The organism is Streptomyces sp. NBC_00557 (genome assembly GCF_036345995.1).
Lineage (GTDB): Bacteria > Actinomycetota > Actinomycetes > Streptomycetales > Streptomycetaceae > Streptomyces.
Window position 1 is genome coordinate 6384893 of record NZ_CP107796.1, and the last position, 20356, is coordinate 6405248.

Here is a 20356-nt window from a genome sequence, read left to right on the forward strand (position 1 = left end):
CTACGGCACCACCACGATCTTGCGCCCCACCCCCGCGGCGAACTGCTCCAGCGCCTGCGGGTAGCGGTCCAGCGGGATCCGGTCGCTGATGAACACCTCGGGGTCGAGCACCCCGTTCGCGAACAGCTCCGCCGCCCGCTCGAAGCTGTGCAGCACCGCCATCGAACCGGTGATGGTGATCTCCTGGTTGTAGATCCGGTACGGGTCGATCGTCACCCGGGTCGCGTAGTCGGCCACGCCGAACTGCAGGAACGTGCCCGCCTTGGCCACCCGGTCCAGGCCGTCCTGGATCGCCGCCGCGTTGCCGGTCGCGTCCACGACCACGTCCCAGCCCTGCGGGCGGTCCAGTTCGTCCGCGCTGGCCGCCGAGGCGGACACGCCGAGCTGCCGGGCCGTCTCCAGCCGCGCCGGGTTGACGTCGACCACGTCCACGCTCGCCGCGCCGGTCCGCTTGGCCAGCTCGAGCATCATCAGGCCCATGGTCCCGGAGCCGTAGATCAGCACGTGCGCGCCGAGGCGGGAGTTGAGGACGTCGTAGCCGCGCACCGCGCAGGACAGCGGCTCCACCAGGGCCGCGTCCTCGGTGCGCACGTGCTCGGGCAGCTTCACGCAGTTGGCCACGGGGGCGACCGCGTACCGCGCCGCCCCGCCCGCCGTGGTGACGCCGATGGCGGCCCAGCGCTCGCACAGGTTGTTGTGACCGGTACGGCAGTAGCGGCACTCGTAGCAGTACAGGGAGGGGTCCACGGCCACCCGGTCGCCGACCGCGACCTCGGTGACCTGGCTGCCGACGCCGACGACCTCGCCCGCGAACTCGTGCCCGGGCACGATCGGCAGCTTGGGCGCGAACTCGCCCTGGAGGATGTGCAGGTCGGTGCCGCACAGGCCGCAGGCGGCGACCTCGACGACGACCTCACGGGGTCCCGGCGTCGGGTCCGGGACCTCGGTGACGACGGCGCGGCCCACGGACTCGATGACGGCGGCCTTCATTTCACGGCTCCCAACGACAGGCCCTGGACCAGCTTGTCCTGGGCGGCGAACCCCGCGGCGAGCACCGGCAGGGAGATGACGAGCGACGCGGCGCACACCTTGGCCAGGAACAGGCCCTGGCTGGTGATGAAGCCGGTCAGGAAGACGGGGGCGGTCTCGGCGACCACGCCCGTGAGGACCCGGGCGAACAGCAGCTCGTTCCAGCTGAAGATGAAGCAGATCAGGGCCGTGGCGGCGATGCCGGGCAGGGCGATCGGGGTGACCACGCGCGTGAGGATCGTCGGCAGCCGGGCGCCGTCGATCTGCGCCGCCTCGATCACCGCGACGGGGACCTCGGCGAGGAACGACTGCATCATCCACACCGCGATCGGCAGGTTCATGGAGGTGTAGAGGATGACCAGGAGCCAGATGTTGTCGAGCATCCCGGTGTTCTTCGCGAACAGGTAGACCGGCAGCAGGCCGGCCACCACCGGCAGCATCTTCGTGGACAGGAAGAAGAACAGCACGTCCGTCCACTTGCGCACCCGGCGGATCGAGAGCGCGTACGCGGCCGGCAGGGCCAGGAGCAGCACGCACAGCGTCGAGACGACCGAGGCCACGGTGGAGTTGATCAGCGCGGGCCAGGGGCTCGCGCCGCCGCCCGACCCGAAGAACTCGCGGTAGCCGTCGAGGGTGAGCGACGCGGCGAAGGACGGCGGGTTGGTGGCCGCGTCCGCCTCGGAGTGGAAGGACGTCAGCGCCATCCAGGCGATGGGCAGGAAGAACGCGATGCCGGTCAGCCAGGCCAGCAGGCCCAGCCCGTTGCGGCGCAGTGCGGCGTTCATGCGCGGGACACCTCCTCGCGGAACAGGGACGACACCACGCGCAGGGCGAAGGTCGCGATGATGATCGAGCCGATGACCACCAGGACGCCGGCGGCCGAGGCGAGGCCGTTCTCGTGGGCCTGGTAGAAGCTCTGGTAGACGGTGTAGGGCAGGTTGGCCGTGCCGAGGCCGCCGGACGTGATGGTGAACACCGCGTCGAAGTTCTGGACGATGTAGATCGAGCCCAGCAGGGCGCCGAGTTCGAGGTAGCGGCGCAGGTGCGGGAGAGTCAGATGGCGGAAGATCTGCCAGTCGTTGGCGCCGTCCACCCGCGCGGCCTCGATCTGCTGGTGGTCGCGGCTCTGCAGTCCGGCGAGCAGGATCAGCATCATGAACGGCGTCCACTGCCACACCAGGGAGGCCTCGACGGCGAGCAGCGGGGTGTTGGAGATCCAGTCCGGCTGGGGGCCGCCCACATAGTGCAACAACCCGTTGAGCAGGCCGTATTCAGGGTTGTAGAGCACATGCTTCCAGAGCAGGGCGGCGGCCACCGGGACGACGAGGAACGGTGCGATGAGCAGGGTGCGGACGATGCCCCGGCCGCGGAACTTCCGGTCCAGAAGCAGGGCCAGCACGAGGCCCAGGACCAGGCTGACCAGCACCACCGTCACGGTGAGCAGCACGGTCGTCCAGACCGAGTGGCGCAGGTCCGCGTCGGTGAGGACCTGGCGGTAGTTGTCCAGGCCGGTGAAGCGGCGGGCCTTGGGATAGAGGGCGTTCCAGTCGAAGAAGGAGATCACCAGCGTGGCCACGAACGGCAGCTGGGTCACGACGATCAGGAAGACGAGGGCGGGCATGAGGGGGGCCCGGGTGGCCCAGGCGCGCAGGCGGGCGGAGGGCTGCCGCGCGGCGCGTACCGGAGCGGTGGCGAGGGGTGCTGTGGTCGCGGTCATCGTCCCTCGTACTCCTTGGAGATCTTCTCGGCGAGCTTCTGGGACTTCTTCAGGGCCGACTCGACGGACTGGCGTCCGGCGACGGCCGCGCTGATCTCCTGGGAGACCTTGGTGCCCAGGTCGGTGAACTCGGGGATGTCGACGAACTGGATGCCGGGCGCGGGGCGCGGCTGCACCCCGGGGTCGGTGGGCCGGGCGCTCTCGATGGCCTGCTTCGTCATGTCCTGGAAGGCGGCGGCCGACTTGCGGTACTCGGGGTTGCTGTACGTCGAGGCCCGCTTGCCCGCCGGGACGTCGGGCCAGCCGCTGGTCTCGCCGACCAGCTGCTCGTAGCCCTTGCCGGACGCCCAGGACACGAACTTCCAGGCCTTGTCGGGGTTGCGGGAGGCCTTCTGGATGCCCCAGGCCCAGGTGTAGAGCCAGCCGGAGGAGGGGGTCTTCTCCACGGGGGCGGGGGCGTAGCCGAGCTTGCCCTTGACGGGGGAGCCCTTCGCCTCCAGCAGGCCGGCCGCGGACGTGGCGTCGTACCACATGGCGACCTTGCCCTGGGTCATGTCGTTGAGGCACTCGGCGAAGCCGGACTGGGCGGCGCCGGACTCGCCGTGCTTGCGTACGAGGTCGACATAGAACTTCGTCGCCTTCTCGAACTCGGGGGAGTCCAGGCGGGCCTTCCAGTTCTTGTCGAACCAGGTCCCGCCGAAGGTGTTCACCACCGTGGTCAGCGGCGCCATCATCTCGCCCCAGCCGGGCAGGCCGCGCAGGCAGATGCCCTTCATGCCCGGTTTGGCGCCGTCCACCCGGGCCGCGAGGTCGGCGACCTGCTGCCAGGTGGGGTGGGCCGGCATGGTCAGGCCCTTCGCCGTGAACACGTCCTTGCGGTACATCAGGAAGGACGACTCGCCGTAGAAGGGCTGGCCGTAGAGCTTGCCGTCGGAGGCGGTCAGGGACTGGCGCATGGGGGCCAGCACGTCCTTCTCGTCGTACGACGGGTCCTTGGCGACGTACGAGTTCATCTCGTGCAGCCAGCCGTTGCGGGCGTAGATCGGTATCTCGTAGTTGCTCAGGGTCGCCACGTCGTACTGGCCCGCCTGGTTGGCGAAGTCCTGGCTGATCTTGTCGCGGACGTCGTTCTCGGGCAGGACCGTGAAGTTGACCTTGATGCCGGTCTCCTTGGTGAAGTGCGCGGCGGTCAGCTTCTGCAGCTCGGTCATCTGGGGGTTGTTGACCATCAGGACGTTGATGGAGTCACCACCGCCGGTCCCGCCCGCGCCGACCCAGCAGCCGGAGAGCAGCGGGGCGAGCAGCGTCCCTGCGGCGGCCAGGGCGAGCGTGGCTCGCGGCCTCCGTCGGCTCTGGGTTCGCATCGATCGCTCCTGGAGATATCGGTATATAAGGGGCACTTCGAGGGCGTGAAGCGCCCGCAAGGGGGGTGAGTTGACTTTCAGACCCGGATGACCTGCGGGCCCAGCAGGGAGTAGCGGTGGGCCTCGGCGGCCGGGAGCTGGGTGCTCGTCACGATCGTCTCCAGCGCGCCGACCTCGGCGAACCGGCAGAAGCTGACCGCGCCGAACTTGGTGTGCACGCCCACGAAGACGGTCCGGCGCGCGGCCCGCATCGCCTGCGCCTTGACCTCGCTGACCGCCGGGTCGGGGGTGGTCAGGCCGTGCTCGCGGGAGATGCCGTTGGCGCCGATGTAGGCGAGGTCGATGACGAAGCCGGCGAGCATCTTCGTCGTCCAGTGGTCCACGGTGGCCAGCGTGCCCGCCCGGACCCGGCCACCGAGGAGCAGCACCTGGGTGTTCCCGGCCTCGGCGAGGGCGCCCGCGACCGGCAGGGAGGCGGTGACCACGGTCAGCGGCCGGTCGGCGGGCAGGGCCTCGGCGATGAGCTGCGGGGTGAAGCCCTCGTCCACGAAGACCGTCTCGGCGTCGCCGACCAGCTCGGCCGCGGCGGCCGCGATCCGGCGCTTCTCGGGCACGTGGCTGGTGGCGCGGAAGGCGAGCGTCGTCTCGAAGCCGGCGCTCTCCACCGGGTAGGCGCCGCCGTGCGTGCGGCGGACCAGCCCGTGGTCCTCCAGGGCACGCAGGTCGCGCCGGATGGTCTCCTTGGCCACGCCCAGCTCGACGGCGAGCGCGGTGACGTCGACCGAGCCGGTGGCGCGCGCGGCCCGCACGATCTCGCGCTGGCGTTCTTCCGCCGTCCTTGCGCCCATGTCGTCACCCACCTTCCGCGGAACTGCCCGTTCGGGCTTCATGGGGGAAGTTCTACAGCGAGGGGGCGGCAGTGACCAGGTCTGTTACGGGCCCGATACTGCCCGTTTGTGTCCGTTCACGGACGGCGGTGCCCGGCGCGGACCTGCGCGGCCGTGTCCGGCCGTGCGGGAACGGGCACCTCTCATGCCCGAACACGCCGACGGGCGGGCCCGTTCGGTGCCCGCCCGTGCGCTGAGCGATCGTTTTCCGTCGTGCGGAGCCTCCGGCGGGCTCAGTGCGGCCAGATCGGCGGGTCGGTCACGAAGTGCCCGCCGAGGCGGCTGTGCGCCGGGTTCTGCGGGTCCAGCTCGCCCTGCTCGGCGATCAGCTTCCCGGCGTACGGCTCGGAGTCGTCCTGCGGCTCGTAGCCGAGCGCCCGCGCGCTGGTGAGGTCCCACCACAGCCGGGTGTTGGCGGAGGAGCCGTAGACGACCGTGTGGCCGACGTTCTCGGCGGTCAGGGCCGCGTGGAAGAGGCGGGCGCCGTCGGCCGGGCTCATCCACAGCGAGAGCATGCGCACGCTGGTCGGCTCCGGGAAGCAGGAGCCGATGCGCACCGAGACCGTCTCCAGGCCGTGCTTGTCCCAGTACAGCTGGGCGAGGTCCTCGCCGAAGGACTTGGACAGGCCGTAGAAGGTGTCCGGGCGGCGCGGGGTGTCTACCGGGATCGGCGGCTCGCCCGGGCGGGGGGCCGGGGTGAAGCCGACGGCGTGGTTGGAGGAGGCGAACACGATCCGGGGCACGCCCTCCTGCCGGGCGGCCTCGTAGAGGTTGTAGGTGCCCTCGATGTTCGACTTCAGGATCTTCTCGAAGGGGGCCTCCAGGGAGATGCCCGCGAGATGCAGGACGGCGTCCACGCCTCGTACGGCCTCGCGCAGCGCCGCCGTGTCGGCGAGGTCGGCGGTGACGGCGTCCGGCTCGCCCTCGACGGGGCGTACGTCGAACAGGCGGAGCGTGTAGCCGTACTGGGGCAGCAGGGACCGCATCAGGGTGCCGAGGCCGCCGGCGGCGCCGGTGAGCAGAACGGTGCGGGGAGCGGGCATCCTCGGTTCTCCTTGTGGCCGATATTCACATACGTGGACACGCTAGAGACTCTCCCCGTGCACCGTCAAGTGTCGCGTGATCTCCGTGAATTCGCCCCGACTGTTGCGAGTTCGACCGCTTGACCTGCGGTGAAAAGGCCCCGTAGCGTGGTCGCGTTCAGAAATATAGACGTGGATCAGAGACATGCACCGGCGTGTCCCAAGGGAGAGTCCGTGACGCCAGCCCCTCTCACCGAACGGCTCAGCGCACCGCGCGGGCCGCTCTTCTTCCCCGTCACGGCCTACGGCCCCGACGGCTCCGTCGACCTCGACGTCTACCGCACCCATGTCCGCCGGGGCGTCGCCGCCGGCGCCGCCGCCGTGTTCGCCTGCTGCGGCACCGGGGAGTTCCACGCGCTGCTGCCGGAGGAGTTCGAGGCCTGCGTCCGGGTGGCCGTGGAGACGGCCGAGGGGCGCATCCCGGTGGTCGCGGGCGCCGGCTACGGCACCGCGCTCGCCGTACGCTACGCCCGGCTCGCCGAGCGGGCCGGCGCCGACGGCCTCCTCGCCATGCCGCCGTACCTCGTACTCGCCGGCCAGGAAGGGCTGCTGCGGCACTACCGGGAGCTCGCCGCGGGCACCGCGCTGCCGGTGATCGTCTACCAGCGCGACAACGCCGTGTTCACCCCGCCGACGGTGGTGGAACTCGCCCGCACCGACGGGATCGCCGGCCTCAAGGACGGCCTCGGCGACCTGGACCTGATGCAGCGGATCATCAGCGCCCAGCGCACCGAGGCCCCCGGCGGCTTCCTGTACTTCAACGGCCTGCCCACCGCCGAGCAGACCCAGCTCGCCTACCGCGCCCTCGGCGTCACCCTGTACTCCTCTGCCGTCTTCTGCTTCGCCCCCGAGATCGCCCTCGCGTACTTCCGGGCGCTGGAAACGGGCGACACAGCGACCGTACGACGCCTGCTGGACGGCTTCTACCGCCCGTTCGCCGAGCTGCGCGCCCAGGGCCGCGGCTACGCCGTCTCGCTCGTCAAGGCGGGCGTACGGCTGCGCGGCCTGGACGTCGGCGAGGTCCGGCCCCCGCTGCACGAGCCGGCGGAGGACCACGTCAAACAACTCGCCCAGCTCATCGAGCGGGGCTACGAGCTGCTGGAGGAGGACGCGTGAGCGCAGGTCCGTGCGGCGTGCGGGAGGCCGCGTGAAGGCGTCGGCGTTCGTCTACCCCTGGGACGTCAACGGGGACCCCGAGGCCCCCGCGCGCATCGCCGGGCTCGGCGTGGCACAGGTGACCCTCGCCGCCGCCTACCACTCCACCCGCGCCCTGACCCCCCGCCACCCCCGCCACCGCATCGTCACCGCCGAGTACGCGGCCGTCCTCTACCCCCCGGGCGACCGCTGGGCGGGCCGGGGACTGAGGCCGTACCGCGCCGGCCGCTGGGCCCTGGGCGACGCCTACGGCGAGGCGGCGCGCGCCCTTGCCGCGGCCGGCCTGGAGGTGCACACCTGGGTGGTGCTCGCCCACAACTCCCGCATGGGCGCCGAGCACCCGGACACCTCGGTGGTCAACGCCTACGGCGACCGCTACCCGTGGGCGCCCTGCATCGCCCAGCCCGCCACGCGCGCGTACCTGGTCGACCTGGCCGCCGAGGCCGCCGTACGCCCCGGCGCGCACGGCACCGAGCTGGAGTCCCTCGGCTGGTACGGGCTGCAGCACCTGCACGCCCACGACAAGACCTCCGGGGTCGCCCTCGGCGAGGCCGGGCAGTACCTGATGTCCCTGTGCTTCTGCCCGTCCTGCCGCGCCGGGTACGGCGGACAGGGCCTGGACGCCGACGAGTTGGCGGCCTCGGTGCGGGCCGCGCTGGAGCCGCTGTGGCGGGGCGCGGCGGACGACGCGGGCTGGCCGACGGTCGCGAAGCTGCTCGGCGAGGACACGGCGGCCCGCACGCGCGCGTGGCGCGACGAGGTCGCCGGCAGCCTCCAGGAGGAGGCCGTCGCCGCCGTGCGCGCCGCCGCGCCCGCCGGCTTCCAGGTCCTGCTGCACGCCGACCCGGTCTCCTACCACTGCGGCGCCAACGCCGGCGTCGACCCCGCCCGCGTCCTCGCCGCCGCCGACGGCGTGGTGGTGCCCTGCACGGACGGTACGGCCCTGCTGGCGCCCTTCGCCGAGCAGGCCCGGCAGCAGACGGTGCTGGCCGCCAACCTCACCGTCGTCTCCGGCATGGGCGGCAGCCCCGGAACGCTCGCGGCGGACGCGGCACGCGCGCGTGCCCGGGGCGCGACGGAACTGCGGCTCTATCACGCCGGGTTGGCGTCGGACGACGACCTCGCAGCGGTGCGCGAGGCGCTGTCGGCGCGCTGAGCCAGCGAGGCCGCCGTCAGCAGCAGGGCCACGGCGTACAGCGGCAGCAGCAGGACGGGGGAGGCGAGTTCGATCAGACCCGCGCCCGCGCCCAGGCCGATCACGTTGGGCGTGAAGACCAGGGTGCCGGCGGTGGCCGTCGCCCGGCCGAGCAGCGGGCCGGGCGTCTCCCGCTGCACGGCGGTGAACGCCGCGACGAGCACACAGGGCAGGCCCAGCCCGCCCGCCAGGGACGCCGCGAGCGCCTCCGCGTCCGCGGGCACGGCACGCGCGGCCACCGACAGCGCCGTCAGCACGATCCCCGCCGCCGCGAACCGGCGCGCGCCCAGCCGGCGCAGCGCGGCTCCCGAGAACAGCCCGGCCGTCACCGAACCGGCGCCCTGGACGGAGTAGAGCACGCCCGTGTAGGCGGGGGAGTGGCCGAGCCGGTCGACGACGGCGTACAGCGTCGTGCTGCTCAGGGAGGCGAGGAGCATGGCCGCCCCGGCCGCCCGGACCAGCGGGCGCAGTCGCGGGTGCCCCCACAGGTGCCGTACGCCCTCCGCGGTCTCCTCGCGCCAGGTGCCGCCCGCCCGGGCCGGGGGTTCCTCGCCCACCCTGAGCAGGGCGTACAGCACGGCGGCGACCGCGAAGGTGGCCGCGTCCAGGCAGGCGACGGCCGGACCGCCGAAGGCCGTGTAGAGGCCGGCGCCGGTCAGCGGGGCGACGAGCTTCATGCCCTCCGTGACGGCCATGCGCAGCCCGTTGAAGTCGCCGAGGCGCTGCGCGCCGACGGCCGCGGTCACCAGCGCCGACTCGGCCGCGTCGTGCACGACCTCGGCGGCGCCGTAGGCCAGCAGCACCGCGAAGAGCAGCCACACGCCGCCCGCGGAGCGCACGGTGCACAAGATGGGCAGCAGGGCCGCCAGGCCCGCGTTCAGGCCCACCAGCAGCGGCACCCGCCGCACGCGGTCGGCGATCGTGCCGAGCAGCGGGCCGGCCAGGGTGGGGGCCCACATGGCGAGCATGCACAGCGCGGCCAGGCCGTCGGACCCGGTGAGGTCCTTCACCCACACGCCCGAGGCCAGGAACAGCGCGGAGTTGCCGAAACCCGACACCACCACGGCTGCCAGATACAGCCCCGCGTTGCGGTCACGCAGCACGCGGAGCAGGGTCCAGGAAGTCGTCATGCCCGCTCATCGTGGGTCTGAGGAGGGCGGGCGCGGATCGGTAAGGTGCCTTATCCGGCCGGGCGCGGCGGCGACAATCCGCCGGAACCCGTCAGTCATGTGCCTGGGGCGCGCGGTGGCCGCTGCATACGGTCATCCGCATGCGCTACCTCGCCCCGATCGTGATCGGTCTCGTCTCGCTCGACCGGGCGGTGCCCCCATCCGCGCTGAAGCGGCGCCGGTGCGGCTCCGGTATCAGGGACATCAGCAGGACGACGCCGTGCACCGCCTCAAGGGCCACCCGATCATCCCGTTCGCACACGACTCCTCCTTCGGCTGCGCGCTGTGCGACCCGGTGATCGCGGTCTGGTGCCTCGGCGGCGGCCGCTCGCCGTGGGCGCGGCGGCGGGGGACCGATGAGTTCCGGGGCGCCGGCCGGTCTTCCCTGCGGAACAGGAGCGCGATCGTGAAGGAGTGAGCCATGACGATGGTGGACCTCGGCCCGCAGACCCGGATCCTGGCGCATCTCGCCGAGTCCGTCACCGACGACCGGCTGGCGGCCCCCACCCCGTGCCCGAAGTACGCGGTGCGGCATCTGCTGGGCCACCTCCACATGCTCTCGATGGCCTTCCGGGACGCCGCCCGCAAGGATCTCGGCGCGGGGACCGGCACCAGCCCGGACGCCGCCGTACCGGACATCGGCCCCGGCTGGCGGGCTCAGCTGCCCAAGGCCCTGGACGAGCTGGCCGACGCCTGGCGCGATCCGGACGCCTGGACCGGCATGACCCGCGCGGGCGGGGTGGAGCTGCCCGGTGACGTCGCCGGCGCCGTCGTCGCCGACGAACTGGTCGTCCACGGCTGGGACCTGGCCCGCGCCCTCGGCCGGCCCTACGCCCCCGACCCCGCCGCCCTGGAGGCGGCCCACCGCTTCCTGCTCGCGGCCGCGGAGGACCCGCACCGTGGCGGCGGCCTCTTCGGCCCGGTCGTCCCGGTGCCGCAGGACGCGCCGCTGCTGGAACGGGCGGTGGGACTGAGCGGCCGGGACCCGATGTGGCGTCCATGACCGAGTAGGAGGGCAGGGGCGGCCTGAGTACGTGCACGGGTGCGGCGGCCCGCTCCGCGCCGGTTCACTGCTCGCATGACGACACAGCGCATCGCACCGTTGCCGGGGCCGGCCGACCGGGATGAGCGGGATCCCCGGGCCTGGGTCGCGCCGGTGATCGCCACCGTCCTGATGGGCGTGCTCGGCCCGGCCGCCGTCGTGTTCGCCGGGTTCTCCGTGATGGCGACGGACAGCTGCGGACCCGACGACTGCTCGGCCGCGCTGAACACCGCCCTGTCCTGGATCTTCGGCCTGCTCCTTTTCGGCGGCCCCCTGTGCCTCGCCGCCCTGGCCACGGCCTGGGCCCTGCCCTGGAAACGCCGCTGGGCCGTGACGCGCGCCTGGACGGCGGCCCTCGCACTGGTGCCGCCCGCCGGGGTGCTGTGCCTGGTGTTCACCCTGCCCGCACCGTGAGCGGGGCACGGCCGCCGAAAGCCCCGGTACCGCTTGTCCGGTCGGGCGACGGCGGCGCCGCCCGGGGCCGTAATCTCCCCCCATGCCTCTCACGCTCACCGTCCTCGGCACCGCGTCCCCGCACCCCGGCCCCGGCCGGCCCTGCTCCGGATACCTGCTCGCCGGCGGGGGCGCCGAGGTGTGGGTGGACGCGGGCCCCGGCACGTTCGCCGCGTTGCAGCAGCACACGGACCCGGCGCGGCTGACCGCGATCTGGATCTCCCATCTGCACGCCGACCACAGCTCCGATCTGCTGTCGGCCGCCTACGCGTTCGCCCACGGCGGGATGACCCCGCCCGCACCCGTCCCGGTGTACGCCCCGCAGGACTGCGCCCGCCGCCTGGCCGGCTTCCTCGGGCGGGCGGACGTGGACTTCCTCAAGGACGTCCTCGACTTCCGGGCCCTGTACGACGGCCATGACGTGCGGCACTGGAACCTCCGCCTCACGGCCCGCGCCGTCGCCCACGACACCGAGGCGTACGGGCTGCGCGCCGAGTGCCAGGGCAGCGTCCTCGCGTACTCGGGCGACAGCGGACCGTGCCCCGCGCTCGGCGAACTCGCCGTGCGCGCCGATCTGTTCCTGTGCGAGGCGGACCTCGACGCCCATCGCGAAGGCGAACAGGTCCACCTGACCCCGGAGGACGCCGGGCGCATCGCCCACCAGGCCCGCGTGCGCCGGCTGCTCGTCACCCATGTCGGCCCCACGCTCACCCGAGAGACGGCCACCGCCCGCGCCGCCGCGGTCTCCGGCCGGCCCACGGACGCCGCGATGGAAGGCGAGACCCACACCTGCTGAGGCTCGTCCGCACGTACAGAAAGCGTTTCCTGTCAGAAGCATTGACGAAACCCGGGCCCCCTCCTACCTTCAACCGCGTCGTATTTCGTACGTCATATATGAGACGCGATATGTGAGATCCGAGAGGGCCGCATGACCTCTGTGCCCACCCCTATCCCGTCCCGCACCCAGTACGTGCTGGACGCGATCAGACACCGCATCCTGACCGGGCGGCTGACACCCGGTCAGGCGCTGGTCGAGACGGAACTGGCCGCGCAGTTCGGGGTGTCGAAGACCCCCGTGCGCGAGGCGCTGAAGACGCTCGCCGGCACCGGACTCGTCGTGATGAGCCAGTACAAGGGCGCCACGGTGCGCATGGTGGACGCGGACATGGCACGCGAGGTCTACGACGTGCGGCTGCTGCTGGAACCGGAGGCGCTGCGCAGGACCGTCCGGCGGGGCGCCTCCCTGGAGGCCGCGCGCGACGCGCTGCACCGGGCCGACGCCGCCACCGACACCGCCGAACGCTCCCTCGCCAACCGGGAGTTCCACCGCGCCCTGTACCTGCCGTGCGGCAACCCGCTGCTCGGCCGGATGCTGGACGAGGTGCGGGACCAGGCCGCCCTGGTCTCCGCCGTCGCCTGGGCCGCCGACCCCTCCTGGGAGCGGGAGGCCGCCGAGCACCGGGAGATCCTCCGGCTCGCCCTCGGCGGGGACGCCGACGGCGCCGCGAGCGCCCTGCACGCCCACATCGCCTCCTTCGTGGAGCGCGCGTTCCCCTCGGACACCGGCCCCCACCCACAGGAAGGTCATTCATGAACAGCGTGACGTTCGAGACCGGGCGGGCGGCCCTGGCCGACGTGGTGGCCATCCCGGTGACCCCCTTCGCCGAGGACGGCTCCGTCGACACCGGCACCCTCCGGGCGCTGCTGCGTCGCCTGCTCGACGGCGGGATCCGCACCCTCACCCCGAACGGCAACACCGGCGAGTTCTACGCCCTCACCCCCGAAGAGCGCCGCCTGGTCACCGAGACGACCGTCGACGAGGCCGGCGACCGGGCCGCGGTCCTGGTCGGCGTCGGCCACGACGTGCCCACCGCCGTGGCCTCCGCCCGGCACGCCCGCGACGTCGGCGCCGGGATGGTCATGGTCCACCAGCCCGTCCACCCCTATGTGTCGGCGGCCGGCTGGGTCGACTACCACCGCGCCATCGCCGAGGCGGTGCCCGAACTGGGCGTGGTGCCGTACGTCCGCAACGACCGGCTGCCCGGCGCCCGGCTCGCCGAACTCGCCGGCCACTGCCCGAACGTCATCGGGGTCAAGTACGCCGTCCCGGACGCCGCCCGCTTCGCCGCCTTCGCCCGCGACGCCGGCCTCGACCGGTTCACCTGGGTCGCCGGCCTCGCCGAGCCGTACGCCCCCTCCTACTTCTCGGCCGGCGCCACCGGCTTCACCTCCGGCCTCGTGAACGTCGCCCCGGCCGTCTCCCTGAACATGATCGAGGCGCTGCGATCGGGCGACTACCCGGCCGCCATGAAGGTCTGGGAGCAGATCCGCCGCTTCGAGGAACTCCGCGCCGCCGACGGCTCCGCGAACAACGTCACCGTCGTCAAGGAGGCCCTCGCCGCGCTGGGCCTGTGCCGCCGGGACGTCCGCCCGCCCAGCAAGCCGCTGCCCGAGGACGAGCGCGCCGAGGTCGCCGCCATCGCCGCCGGGTGGTCGATGTGAGGAAGCTGAGAAGCCATCAGTGGTACGGCACCGACGGGCTGCGCTCCTTCAGCCACCGGGCCCGGACCCGTCAGCTCGGCTACCTCCCCGAGGAGCACCTCGGCAAGCCGGTCATCGCGATCCTCAACACCTGGTCCGACATCAACCCCTGCCACGTCCACCTGCGCGACCGCGCCCAGGCGGTGAAGCGGGGGGTCTGGCAGGCGGGCGGGTTCCCGCTGGAGTTCCCGGTCTCCACGCTGAGCGAGACCTTCCAGAAGCCGACCCCAATGCTCTACCGCAACCTGCTCGCGATGGAGACCGAGGAACTCCTGCGGTCCTATCCGATCGACGGGGCCGTGCTGATGGGCGGCTGCGACAAGTCCACGCCCGCCCTGCTGATGGGCGCGGCCAGCGCCGACCTGCCCGCCGTCTTCGTGCCCGCCGGACCCATGCTGCCCGGGCACTGGCGCGGCGAGGTGCTCGGCTCCGGCACGGACATGTGGAAGTACTGGGACGACAAGCGGGCGGGCCTCATCGGCGACTGCGAGATGACCGAGCTGGAGAGCGGGCTCGCGCGCTCCCCGGGGCACTGCATGACCATGGGCACGGCGTCCACGCTGACCGCCGCCGCCGAGGCCCTCGGGGTGACCGTGCCGGGCGCGTCCAGCATCCCCGCCGTCGACTCCGGGCACGACCGGATGGCCGCCAAGGCCGGGATGACGGCCGTGGAGCTGGTACGCAACGACCGCAGGCTGTCGCGGATCCTCACCCGGGAGGCCTTCGAGGACGCGGTCACCACCGTCCTCGGGCTCGGCGGCTCCACCAACGCCGTCATCCATCTGATCGCCATGGCCGGCCGCGCCGGGGTGCGGCTCACCCTGGACGACTTCGACCGCATCGCCCGGACCGTGCCCGTCCTCGCCAACGTCCGCCCCGGCGGACAGAAGTACCTGATGGAGGACTTCCACTTCGCGGGCGGCCTGCCCGGCTTCCTGTCCCGGATCACCGACCTGCTCCACCTGGACCGGCCGACGGTGGCGCACGACACCCTGCGCGAGCAGCTGGACGGCGCCCGGGTGTACGACGACGACGTCATCCGCCCCCGCGACAACCCGGTGGCGAGCGAGGGCGGGGTCGCGGTGCTGCGCGGCAACCTCTGCCCGGACGGCGCGGTCATCAAGCACATCGCCGCCGAACCGCACCTGCTCAAGCACACCGGCCCGGCGGTCGTCTTCGACGACTACAAGACCATGCAGCGCACCATCAACGACCCCGGGCTCGGCATCACCGCCGACAGCGTCCTGGTCCTGCGCAACGCCGGCCCCAAGGGCGGCCCCGGCATGCCCGAGTACGGCATGCTGCCCATCCCCGACCATCTGCTGAAGCAGGGCGTGCGGGACATGGTCCGGATCTCCGACGCCCGGATGAGCGGCACGAGTTACGGCGCCTGCGTGCTGCACGTGGCCCCGGAGTCGTACGTCGGCGGCCCGCTGGCGCTCGTGCGCACCGGCGACCTCATCACCCTGGACGTCGAGGCCCGCAGCCTCCGTCTCCACGTGGACGACGCGGAGCTGGAGCGCCGGCGCGCCGCGTGGACCCCGCCGCCCGCCCGCTACGAGCGCGGCTACGGCGTCCTCTACAACGGCCAGATCACCCAGGCCGACACCGGCTGCGACTTCGAGTTCCTGGCCCGTCCGGGCCACGTGCCGGACCCGTACGCCGGCTGACCCACGCAGAGAGGTGAAGCGCTTCACCCTCCAGGGCGACGTCGACTTCGTCTCCGCCCGGGCGACGGCGGTGTAATCACCGTCCCGGAGAACCATCCCCAGCTCACCGACGCCGAGGCGGCCCGGCGCACCCCCGCCGCAGACCTCGGCGACCGGCACCCGACACCGGCGCTCTGTGTATCGATCGGGTAACAGGGCTCGCAGTGGGAGTTGTTATGCGCGTAGACAGTCCCTGGCCTGGTACATCCACTCTCCTCACCAGATCCGGAGAATCCATGCGGAAGTCCCACAGAGTCGTCGCCGCCGGTGCCGCCTGTGCCCTCGCCGGTGTCGCACTGTACGGCGCGGGTGCGGCCACCGCCGGGCAGTCGACGGCGAACTCCACCCACGAGCCCTACAACATCGGGCAGTTGGTGAAGGACATCGACACCTACTACGGCACGAAGGCCGACAGCAACGGCGTCTACCAGGCGTCCCCGGACAGCCCGTACGCCAAGGACCTGGCGGACATCGACGCGGACGCCAGGCGGTACATCGACAAGGCCGCGCGCCAGGCGCACCGGCACGGCGAGAAGCCGGCCGTGGTGTTCGACATCGACGACACGCTGCTGCTCAGCCTCGACTACGAGAAGCGCTACAACTACACGTACAACTCCACCACGTGGAACGACTACGTGAACCGCGCCGACCGCCCGGCCGTCTTCGGCAGCCCCGAACTGGTGCAGTACGCCGAGTCCAAGGGCGTCGAGGTCTTCTACAACTCCGGCCTGAGCGAGGCCCAGCGCACCGCCGCCGTCGAGAACCTGAAGAAGGTCGGCGCCGATGTGAACCTCGACGCCGACCACATGTTCCTCAAGGACAAGGCCAACCCGCCGGCCTACCTGAGCGACTGCGCCACCCCGAACGCCTGGAACTGCACGACCGTGCAGTACAAGTCCGGGACGCGCAAGCACATCGAGGACGACCTGGGGTACGAGATCATCGCCGACTTCGGCGACCAGTACTCGGACCTCGACGGCGGCTACGCCGACCGCACCTACAAGCTGCCGAACCCGACGTACTTCGTCAGCTGAGCCCCGCCCGTACGGCCTGATCGGCCGGAGGCGGGTCAGGCGGAGCGCGGCAGCCCCGGGGGACGGGGGACCGGGGCGCCGGTGCGAGGGCACCCGGAGGGGATGGGAGCCTTCCTCGCGCCGGCCTCCGCGGTCGGCTACGGCCCTCGTCGATTCGCCGGCGGAATGCTCTCCCGCCGTGCGCACTTCGCCGTCGTCACGTTCCTCGGCCGGCTGGGCGGCCTCCTCTTCGCGGGGACGGCCGCCCTCGCCGTACCCGCACACGCGGTGCGCTTCCCGGACCTGCTGTGGGGGCGCCCTGTCCGGCGCCGTCGTCCTCGCCTCCCTGTACCCGGCCGTCCCGACGGTTCTCGGGCTCGCCGTGCTGGGATGAGCCGCTGGTCCGCCGAAGCCGATTCCGTAACACGGGGAAAACCTGAAACCGGTTGAACAGGGGAACAATCCAGCCAGCATCCGCACGCCGATCATCAGGTGACGAGGAGTGGGACTCATGTCAGTGGACCGGTACTTCAGGATCTCCGAGCGGGGATCCACGTTCGGGCGGGAGATACGCGGCGGCTTCGCCACGTTCTTCACCATGGCCTACATCCTGGTCCTGAACCCGGTCATCCTGGGCAGCGCCAAGGACAAGTACGGCCACGCCCTGGACACCGGCCAACTGGTCACCGCCACCGCGCTGGTGGCGTGCGTGATGACGATCGTGATGGGCGTCGGCGGCAACCTCCCGCTCGCCATCGCCGCCGGCCTCGGCCTCAACGCCGTCGTCGCCTTCCAGCTGGCCCCGCTGATGAGCTGGGCCGACGCGATGGGCCTGGTGGTCCTGGAGGGTCTGGTCATCTGCCTGCTGGTGCTCACCGGGCTGCGGCAGGCCATCATGAACGCCATCCCGCAGCAGCTGAAGCAGGCCATCGGCGTCGGCATCGGCCTGTTCATCGCGTTCATCGGCTTCGTCGACGCCGGGTTCGTCAGCCGCATCCCGGACGCCGCGCACACCACCGTGCCCGTCCAGCTGGGCGCCGTCGGACGCCTCACCGGCTGGCCCGTGCTCGTGTTCTGCCTCGGTGTGCTGCTGACCATCGCGCTGCTCGCCCGGAAGGTGAAGGGCGCGATCCTCATCAGCATCGTCACGATGACCGTCGTGGCGATCGTCATCGACGCCGTCGCGGACGTCAGAAGCTGGGGCCTGACCACGCCCAAGGTCCCCGAAAAGGTCGTCGCCGCCCCGGACTTCGGGCTCATCGGTCACGTCAGCCTCTTCGGCGGCTTCGCCAAGGCGGGCGTCCTCACCGCGGTCCTGCTCGTGTTCACCCTGGTGCTGTCCGACTTCTTCGACGCCATGGGCACCATCGTCGGCATCAGCGCGGAGGCCGGGCTGCTCGACGAGCAGGGACAGGTGCCCGGCATCGGCCGGGTGCTGTTCATCGACGGCGCCGCGGCCGTCGCCGGCGGGCTCGGCTCCGCCTCCTCCAACACCGCCTACATCGAGTCCGCCGCCGGCGTCGGCGAGGGCGCCCGCACCGGCCTCGCCAACGTCGTCACCGGCGGCCTGTTCGGCCTCGCGCTCTTCCTCACCCCGCTGCTCACCATCGTCCCGCTCCAGGCGGCGGCGCCCGCACTGATCGCCGTGGGCTTCCTGATGATGACCCACGTCAAGCACATCGACTGGGACCGCTACGACATCGCCATCCCGGCGTTCCTCACCATCGCCGCGATGCCGTTCACCTACTCCATCACCGACGGGATCGGCGCGGGTTTCCTGTCCTACGTCGTCATCAAGACGGTGCTGGGCAGGGCACGCGAGGTGAACTGGCTGCTGTGGGGGGTCTCGGCGCTGTTCCTCGTGTACTTCGCCATCGACCCCGTCGAGCAGGTGCTCGGGGTGAAGTGAGGGGGCCGAGGCGAGGGGGCGAAGCCACGGGGTGAGGCGAGCGGCGCTACTTCAGCGCCGCCTGCATCATCGCCCTCGCCACCGGTGCCGCCAGGCCGTTGCCGCTGACCTCCGACCGGGCCGCGTCGGACTGCTCCACCATCACGGCGACGGCCACCTCCTTGCCGTTGGTCCCGGACTTGGCGAACGACGTGAACCAGGCGTACGGCGTCTTGCTGTTGTTCTCGCCGTGCTGCGCGGTGCCGGTCTTGCCGCCGACCGTGGCCCCGTCGATCAGGGCGTTGGTGCCCGTCCCCTCCTTGACCACCGTCTCCATCGCCGACTGGAGCTGCTCGGCGGTGGAGGCGCTGACGATCTGCCGGGTGTCCGCGCTGTCGTCGTAGTTCCGCAGCACATCGCCGCCGCTGTCGGTGATCTGCGCCACCATGTGCGGCGAGACCAGCTTGCCGCCGTCGGCTATCGCCGCGGACACCATGGCCATCTGCAGCGGGGTGGCGGTGACGTCGAACTGGCCGATGCCGGACAGCGCGGTCTGCGCCTTGTCCATGCCCGAGGGGTAGACGCTGGCGTAGGCCCGCACCGGCACGTCCTGCTTGTCGTCGTCGAAGCCGAACTTCTCGGCCATCGCCCGCACCTTGTCCTGGCCGAGCTGGACGGCCATGTGGCCGAAGACGTTGTTGCAGGAGTACTGCAGGGCCACGCGGATCGGCGCGTTCCTGCACGGCGCCGACTTGTTCTCGTTCTCCAGCACGTGCGTCGTGCCCGGCGGGGTGTAGGGGTCGGGGCTGTCGGTCGGTTCGTCCACGTTCTTGTACAGCCCGTCCTCCAGCGCGGCCGCGGCGACGACCAGCTTGAAGGTGGAGCCCGGCGGCAGCGGCTGGCGCAGCGCGCGGTTGGTGAGCGGCTTGTCCTTGTCCGCGTTGAGCCGCTTCCATGCGGCCCCGGCGGTGTTCGCGTCGGTCAGCGCGGACGGGTCGTACGACGGCGTGGACACCACCGCGAGGATCCTGCCGGTCTTCGGGTCGATCGCGACGGCTCCGCCCTTCTTGCCGTCGAGCGCGCGATAGCCCGCCTTCTGCACGTCCGGGTCGATCGTGGTGAGCACGTCGCCCGGATCGGCGCGCTCGCCGGTGAGCGTGTCCATCACCGTCTTCAGCCGGTTGTCCGTGCCGTTCAGCAGGTCCTGGTAGACGCCCTCCAGCTGCGTGGGGGCGTAGGCCTGCGAGGCGTAGCCCGTCACCGGCGCGTACAGCGGGCCGTCCGTGTACGTCCGCTTGTACGCGAGGTCGCTCCCCTTCGTCCGCGTGGAGCCGGTGATCGCGTTTCCGGCCACGATGATGTTGCCGAGCGGCCGCGAGTACGTCTGGATCGCGTTCCGCCGGTTGTCGTTGTCGTCCGCGAGGGCCTTGCCGTCGTAGAACTGCACCCATGTCGCCCTGGCCAGCAGGGCGAGCACGAGCAGCAGTGCGAAGACGGACGCCCGCCTGATCGTCTTGTTCATCCCGCTCCGAAGACGAGCGGGAGGGGGCCGGTCGTTCCCGTACGCCCCGATTTCTCATCCTGTGCTCAGAAAACCCGCCTCGTACGCAGTGGCGGGGTTCAGGCCTCCAGGACGAGCACGACCTCCTCGATCTCCCGGCCCCGCCCGCTCGCGTACCCGCGGGCCCGGGCCGTCTCGCGGAAGCCGCACTTGTGCAGAACCCGCAGCGACGCGGCGTTGTCGGCCGCCGCCCGCGCGTACAGCGGCCGTTCGGGCACCTCGGCGAGCAGGGCCCGCAGCGCCGCCGTGGCGACACCGCGGCCCCAGTAGGAGCGGTCGATCCAGTACGTCACCTCGCGCTCGCCGGCCGCTCCGTAGACCGCCGCGGTGCCCACCACGTGTCCGTCGGCCAGGACCGTGCGCCGGACGTCGGCGGTCGTGCGCAGCCGTTCCCAGTGGGCCGCGAAGGACTCCTCGTCGTAGGGCCGCTCCGGTCCGAACGCGGCCATCTCGACGGACTCCGGGTCGGTCATCTGCCGGAAGACCGCCGGCAGATCGCTGTCCTGGACGGCACGCAGTGCGATCTCCATGGGCCCGAGCCTACGACGGCC

20 protein-coding genes are annotated in these 20356 nt (G+C 71.9%); 11 read left to right on the forward strand and 9 right to left on the reverse strand.

Annotated features, from left to right (window positions below; genetic code table 11):
* The 6 genes from OG956_RS28025 to OG956_RS28050 all read right to left on the reverse strand — a co-directional run bounded on the left by OG956_RS28025 (position 1) and on the right by OG956_RS28050 (position 6040).
* Positions 1-990, reverse strand: coding sequence for a zinc-dependent alcohol dehydrogenase family protein (locus OG956_RS28025; protein ID WP_330340777.1), 990 nt, complete (start codon positions 988-990; stop codon positions 1-3).
* Positions 987-1814: a carbohydrate ABC transporter permease gene (locus OG956_RS28030; protein WP_330340778.1), complete on the reverse strand. Its 828-nt coding sequence runs from the start codon at positions 1812-1814 to the stop codon at positions 987-989. Before OG956_RS28030 ends, OG956_RS28025 begins: the two co-directional genes overlap by 4 nt.
* Positions 1811-2746, reverse strand: a complete 936-nt coding sequence (locus OG956_RS28035) for a carbohydrate ABC transporter permease (RefSeq protein WP_330340779.1) — start codon at positions 2744-2746, stop codon at positions 1811-1813. Before OG956_RS28035 ends, OG956_RS28030 begins: the two co-directional genes overlap by 4 nt.
* On the reverse strand, positions 2743-4110 hold the full coding sequence (locus tag OG956_RS28040) for an ABC transporter substrate-binding protein (RefSeq protein WP_330340780.1): 1368 nt from the start codon (positions 4108-4110) through the stop codon (positions 2743-2745). Before OG956_RS28040 ends, OG956_RS28035 begins: the two co-directional genes overlap by 4 nt.
* 77 nt (positions 4111-4187) lie before the next feature.
* Positions 4188-4958 carry a DeoR/GlpR family DNA-binding transcription regulator gene (locus tag OG956_RS28045; RefSeq protein WP_330340781.1) on the reverse strand — a complete coding sequence of 257 codons (771 nt, stop codon included), beginning with the start codon at positions 4956-4958 and terminating at the stop codon, positions 4188-4190.
* A gap of 272 nt (positions 4959-5230) precedes the next feature.
* Positions 5231-6040, reverse strand: coding sequence for an NAD-dependent epimerase/dehydratase family protein (locus tag OG956_RS28050; RefSeq protein ID WP_330340782.1), 810 nt, complete (start codon positions 6038-6040; stop codon positions 5231-5233).
* 213 nt (positions 6041-6253) lie between these two features.
* On the opposite strand from OG956_RS28050, the gene OG956_RS28055 reads away from it, so the two are divergent.
* Positions 6254-7195, forward strand: coding sequence for a 5-dehydro-4-deoxyglucarate dehydratase (locus OG956_RS28055; RefSeq protein WP_330340783.1), 942 nt, complete (start codon positions 6254-6256; stop codon positions 7193-7195).
* Positions 7196-7226: 31 nt separating this feature from the next.
* On the forward strand, positions 7227-8390 hold the full coding sequence (locus tag OG956_RS28060) for a hypothetical protein (protein ID WP_330340784.1): 1164 nt from the start codon (positions 7227-7229) through the stop codon (positions 8388-8390).
* Here OG956_RS28060 and OG956_RS28065 read toward each other — a convergent pair.
* On the reverse strand, positions 8327-9559 hold the full coding sequence (locus tag OG956_RS28065) for an MFS transporter (protein WP_330340785.1): 1233 nt from the start codon (positions 9557-9559) through the stop codon (positions 8327-8329). The genes OG956_RS28060 and OG956_RS28065 overlap by 64 nt on opposite strands.
* A 259-nt stretch (positions 9560-9818) precedes the next feature.
* Between OG956_RS28065 and OG956_RS40280 the strand changes: the two genes are divergently transcribed.
* The 9 genes from OG956_RS40280 (at position 9819) to OG956_RS28110 (ending at position 18265) form a co-directional block, all read left to right on the forward strand.
* Positions 9819-10016: a DUF6010 family protein gene (locus OG956_RS40280; RefSeq protein ID WP_443065620.1), complete on the forward strand. Its 198-nt coding sequence runs from the start codon at positions 9819-9821 to the stop codon at positions 10014-10016.
* A gap of 3 nt (positions 10017-10019) precedes the next feature.
* On the forward strand, positions 10020-10601 hold the full coding sequence (locus tag OG956_RS28075) for a TIGR03086 family metal-binding protein (protein ID WP_330340787.1): 582 nt from the start codon (positions 10020-10022) through the stop codon (positions 10599-10601).
* Between the two features lie 75 nt (positions 10602-10676).
* Complete coding sequence (locus OG956_RS28080; protein WP_330340788.1) at positions 10677-11054, forward strand: hypothetical protein; 378 nt, start codon at positions 10677-10679, stop codon at positions 11052-11054.
* A gap of 82 nt (positions 11055-11136) precedes the next feature.
* Positions 11137-11889, forward strand: a complete 753-nt coding sequence (locus OG956_RS28085) for an MBL fold metallo-hydrolase (RefSeq protein ID WP_330340789.1) — start codon at positions 11137-11139, stop codon at positions 11887-11889.
* A gap of 132 nt (positions 11890-12021) precedes the next feature.
* Complete coding sequence (locus OG956_RS28090; RefSeq protein ID WP_330340790.1) at positions 12022-12687, forward strand: GntR family transcriptional regulator; 666 nt, start codon at positions 12022-12024, stop codon at positions 12685-12687.
* Positions 12684-13595, forward strand: a complete 912-nt coding sequence (locus OG956_RS28095; protein ID WP_330340791.1) for a dihydrodipicolinate synthase family protein — start codon at positions 12684-12686, stop codon at positions 13593-13595. The genes OG956_RS28090 and OG956_RS28095 overlap by 4 nt, the downstream gene beginning before the upstream one ends.
* Positions 13583-15304 (forward strand): L-arabinonate dehydratase, encoded by a 1722-nt coding sequence (araD, locus tag OG956_RS28100; RefSeq protein ID WP_330340792.1) that lies wholly within the window; start codon positions 13583-13585, stop codon positions 15302-15304. Before OG956_RS28095 ends, araD begins: the two co-directional genes overlap by 13 nt.
* Before the next feature lie 275 nt (positions 15305-15579).
* Entirely contained in the window at positions 15580-16377 is a 798-nt protein-coding gene (locus OG956_RS28105; RefSeq protein WP_330340793.1) for an HAD family acid phosphatase, read from the forward strand.
* A gap of 490 nt (positions 16378-16867) precedes the next feature.
* Positions 16868-18265, forward strand: a complete 1398-nt coding sequence (locus OG956_RS28110) for an NCS2 family permease (RefSeq protein ID WP_330340794.1) — start codon at positions 16868-16870, stop codon at positions 18263-18265.
* 46 nt (positions 18266-18311) lie between these two features.
* On the opposite strand, the gene OG956_RS28115 is transcribed toward OG956_RS28110, so the two are convergent.
* Entirely contained in the window at positions 18312-19766 is a 1455-nt protein-coding gene (locus OG956_RS28115; protein ID WP_330340795.1) for a peptidoglycan D,D-transpeptidase FtsI family protein, read from the reverse strand.
* Positions 19767-19864: 98 nt separating this feature from the next.
* Positions 19865-20335, reverse strand: coding sequence for a GNAT family N-acetyltransferase (locus OG956_RS28120; protein ID WP_330340796.1), 471 nt, complete (start codon positions 20333-20335; stop codon positions 19865-19867).
* Positions 20336-20356: the final 21 nt, after the last annotated feature.

Coding starts and splice junctions, on each gene's coding strand:
- OG956_RS28080 (WP_330340788.1), top strand. CDS start 10,677: ATGACGACACAGCGCATCGCACCGTTGCCGGGGCCGGCCGACCGGGAT.
- OG956_RS28050 (WP_330340782.1), bottom strand. CDS start 6,040: ATGCCCGCTCCCCGCACCGTTCTGCTCACCGGCGCCGCCGGCGGCCTC.
- OG956_RS28090 (WP_330340790.1), top strand. CDS start 12,022: ATGACCTCTGTGCCCACCCCTATCCCGTCCCGCACCCAGTACGTGCTG.
- OG956_RS28105 (WP_330340793.1), top strand. CDS start 15,580: ATGCGGAAGTCCCACAGAGTCGTCGCCGCCGGTGCCGCCTGTGCCCTC.
- OG956_RS28115 (WP_330340795.1), bottom strand. CDS start 19,766: ATGAACAAGACGATCAGGCGGGCGTCCGTCTTCGCACTGCTGCTCGTG.
- OG956_RS28120 (WP_330340796.1), bottom strand. CDS start 20,335: ATGGAGATCGCACTGCGTGCCGTCCAGGACAGCGATCTGCCGGCGGTC.
- OG956_RS28065 (WP_330340785.1), bottom strand. CDS start 9,559: ATGACGACTTCCTGGACCCTGCTCCGCGTGCTGCGTGACCGCAACGCG.
- OG956_RS28035 (WP_330340779.1), bottom strand. CDS start 2,746: ATGACCGCGACCACAGCACCCCTCGCCACCGCTCCGGTACGCGCCGCG.
- OG956_RS28045 (WP_330340781.1), bottom strand. CDS start 4,958: ATGGGCGCAAGGACGGCGGAAGAACGCCAGCGCGAGATCGTGCGGGCC.
- OG956_RS28075 (WP_330340787.1), top strand. CDS start 10,020: ATGACGATGGTGGACCTCGGCCCGCAGACCCGGATCCTGGCGCATCTC.
- OG956_RS28095 (WP_330340791.1), top strand. CDS start 12,684: ATGAACAGCGTGACGTTCGAGACCGGGCGGGCGGCCCTGGCCGACGTG.
- OG956_RS28085 (WP_330340789.1), top strand. CDS start 11,137: ATGCCTCTCACGCTCACCGTCCTCGGCACCGCGTCCCCGCACCCCGGC.
- OG956_RS28030 (WP_330340778.1), bottom strand. CDS start 1,814: ATGAACGCCGCACTGCGCCGCAACGGGCTGGGCCTGCTGGCCTGGCTG.
- OG956_RS28025 (WP_330340777.1), bottom strand. CDS start 990: ATGAAGGCCGCCGTCATCGAGTCCGTGGGCCGCGCCGTCGTCACCGAG.
- OG956_RS28040 (WP_330340780.1), bottom strand. CDS start 4,110: ATGCGAACCCAGAGCCGACGGAGGCCGCGAGCCACGCTCGCCCTGGCC.
- OG956_RS28110 (WP_330340794.1), top strand. CDS start 16,868: ATGTCAGTGGACCGGTACTTCAGGATCTCCGAGCGGGGATCCACGTTC.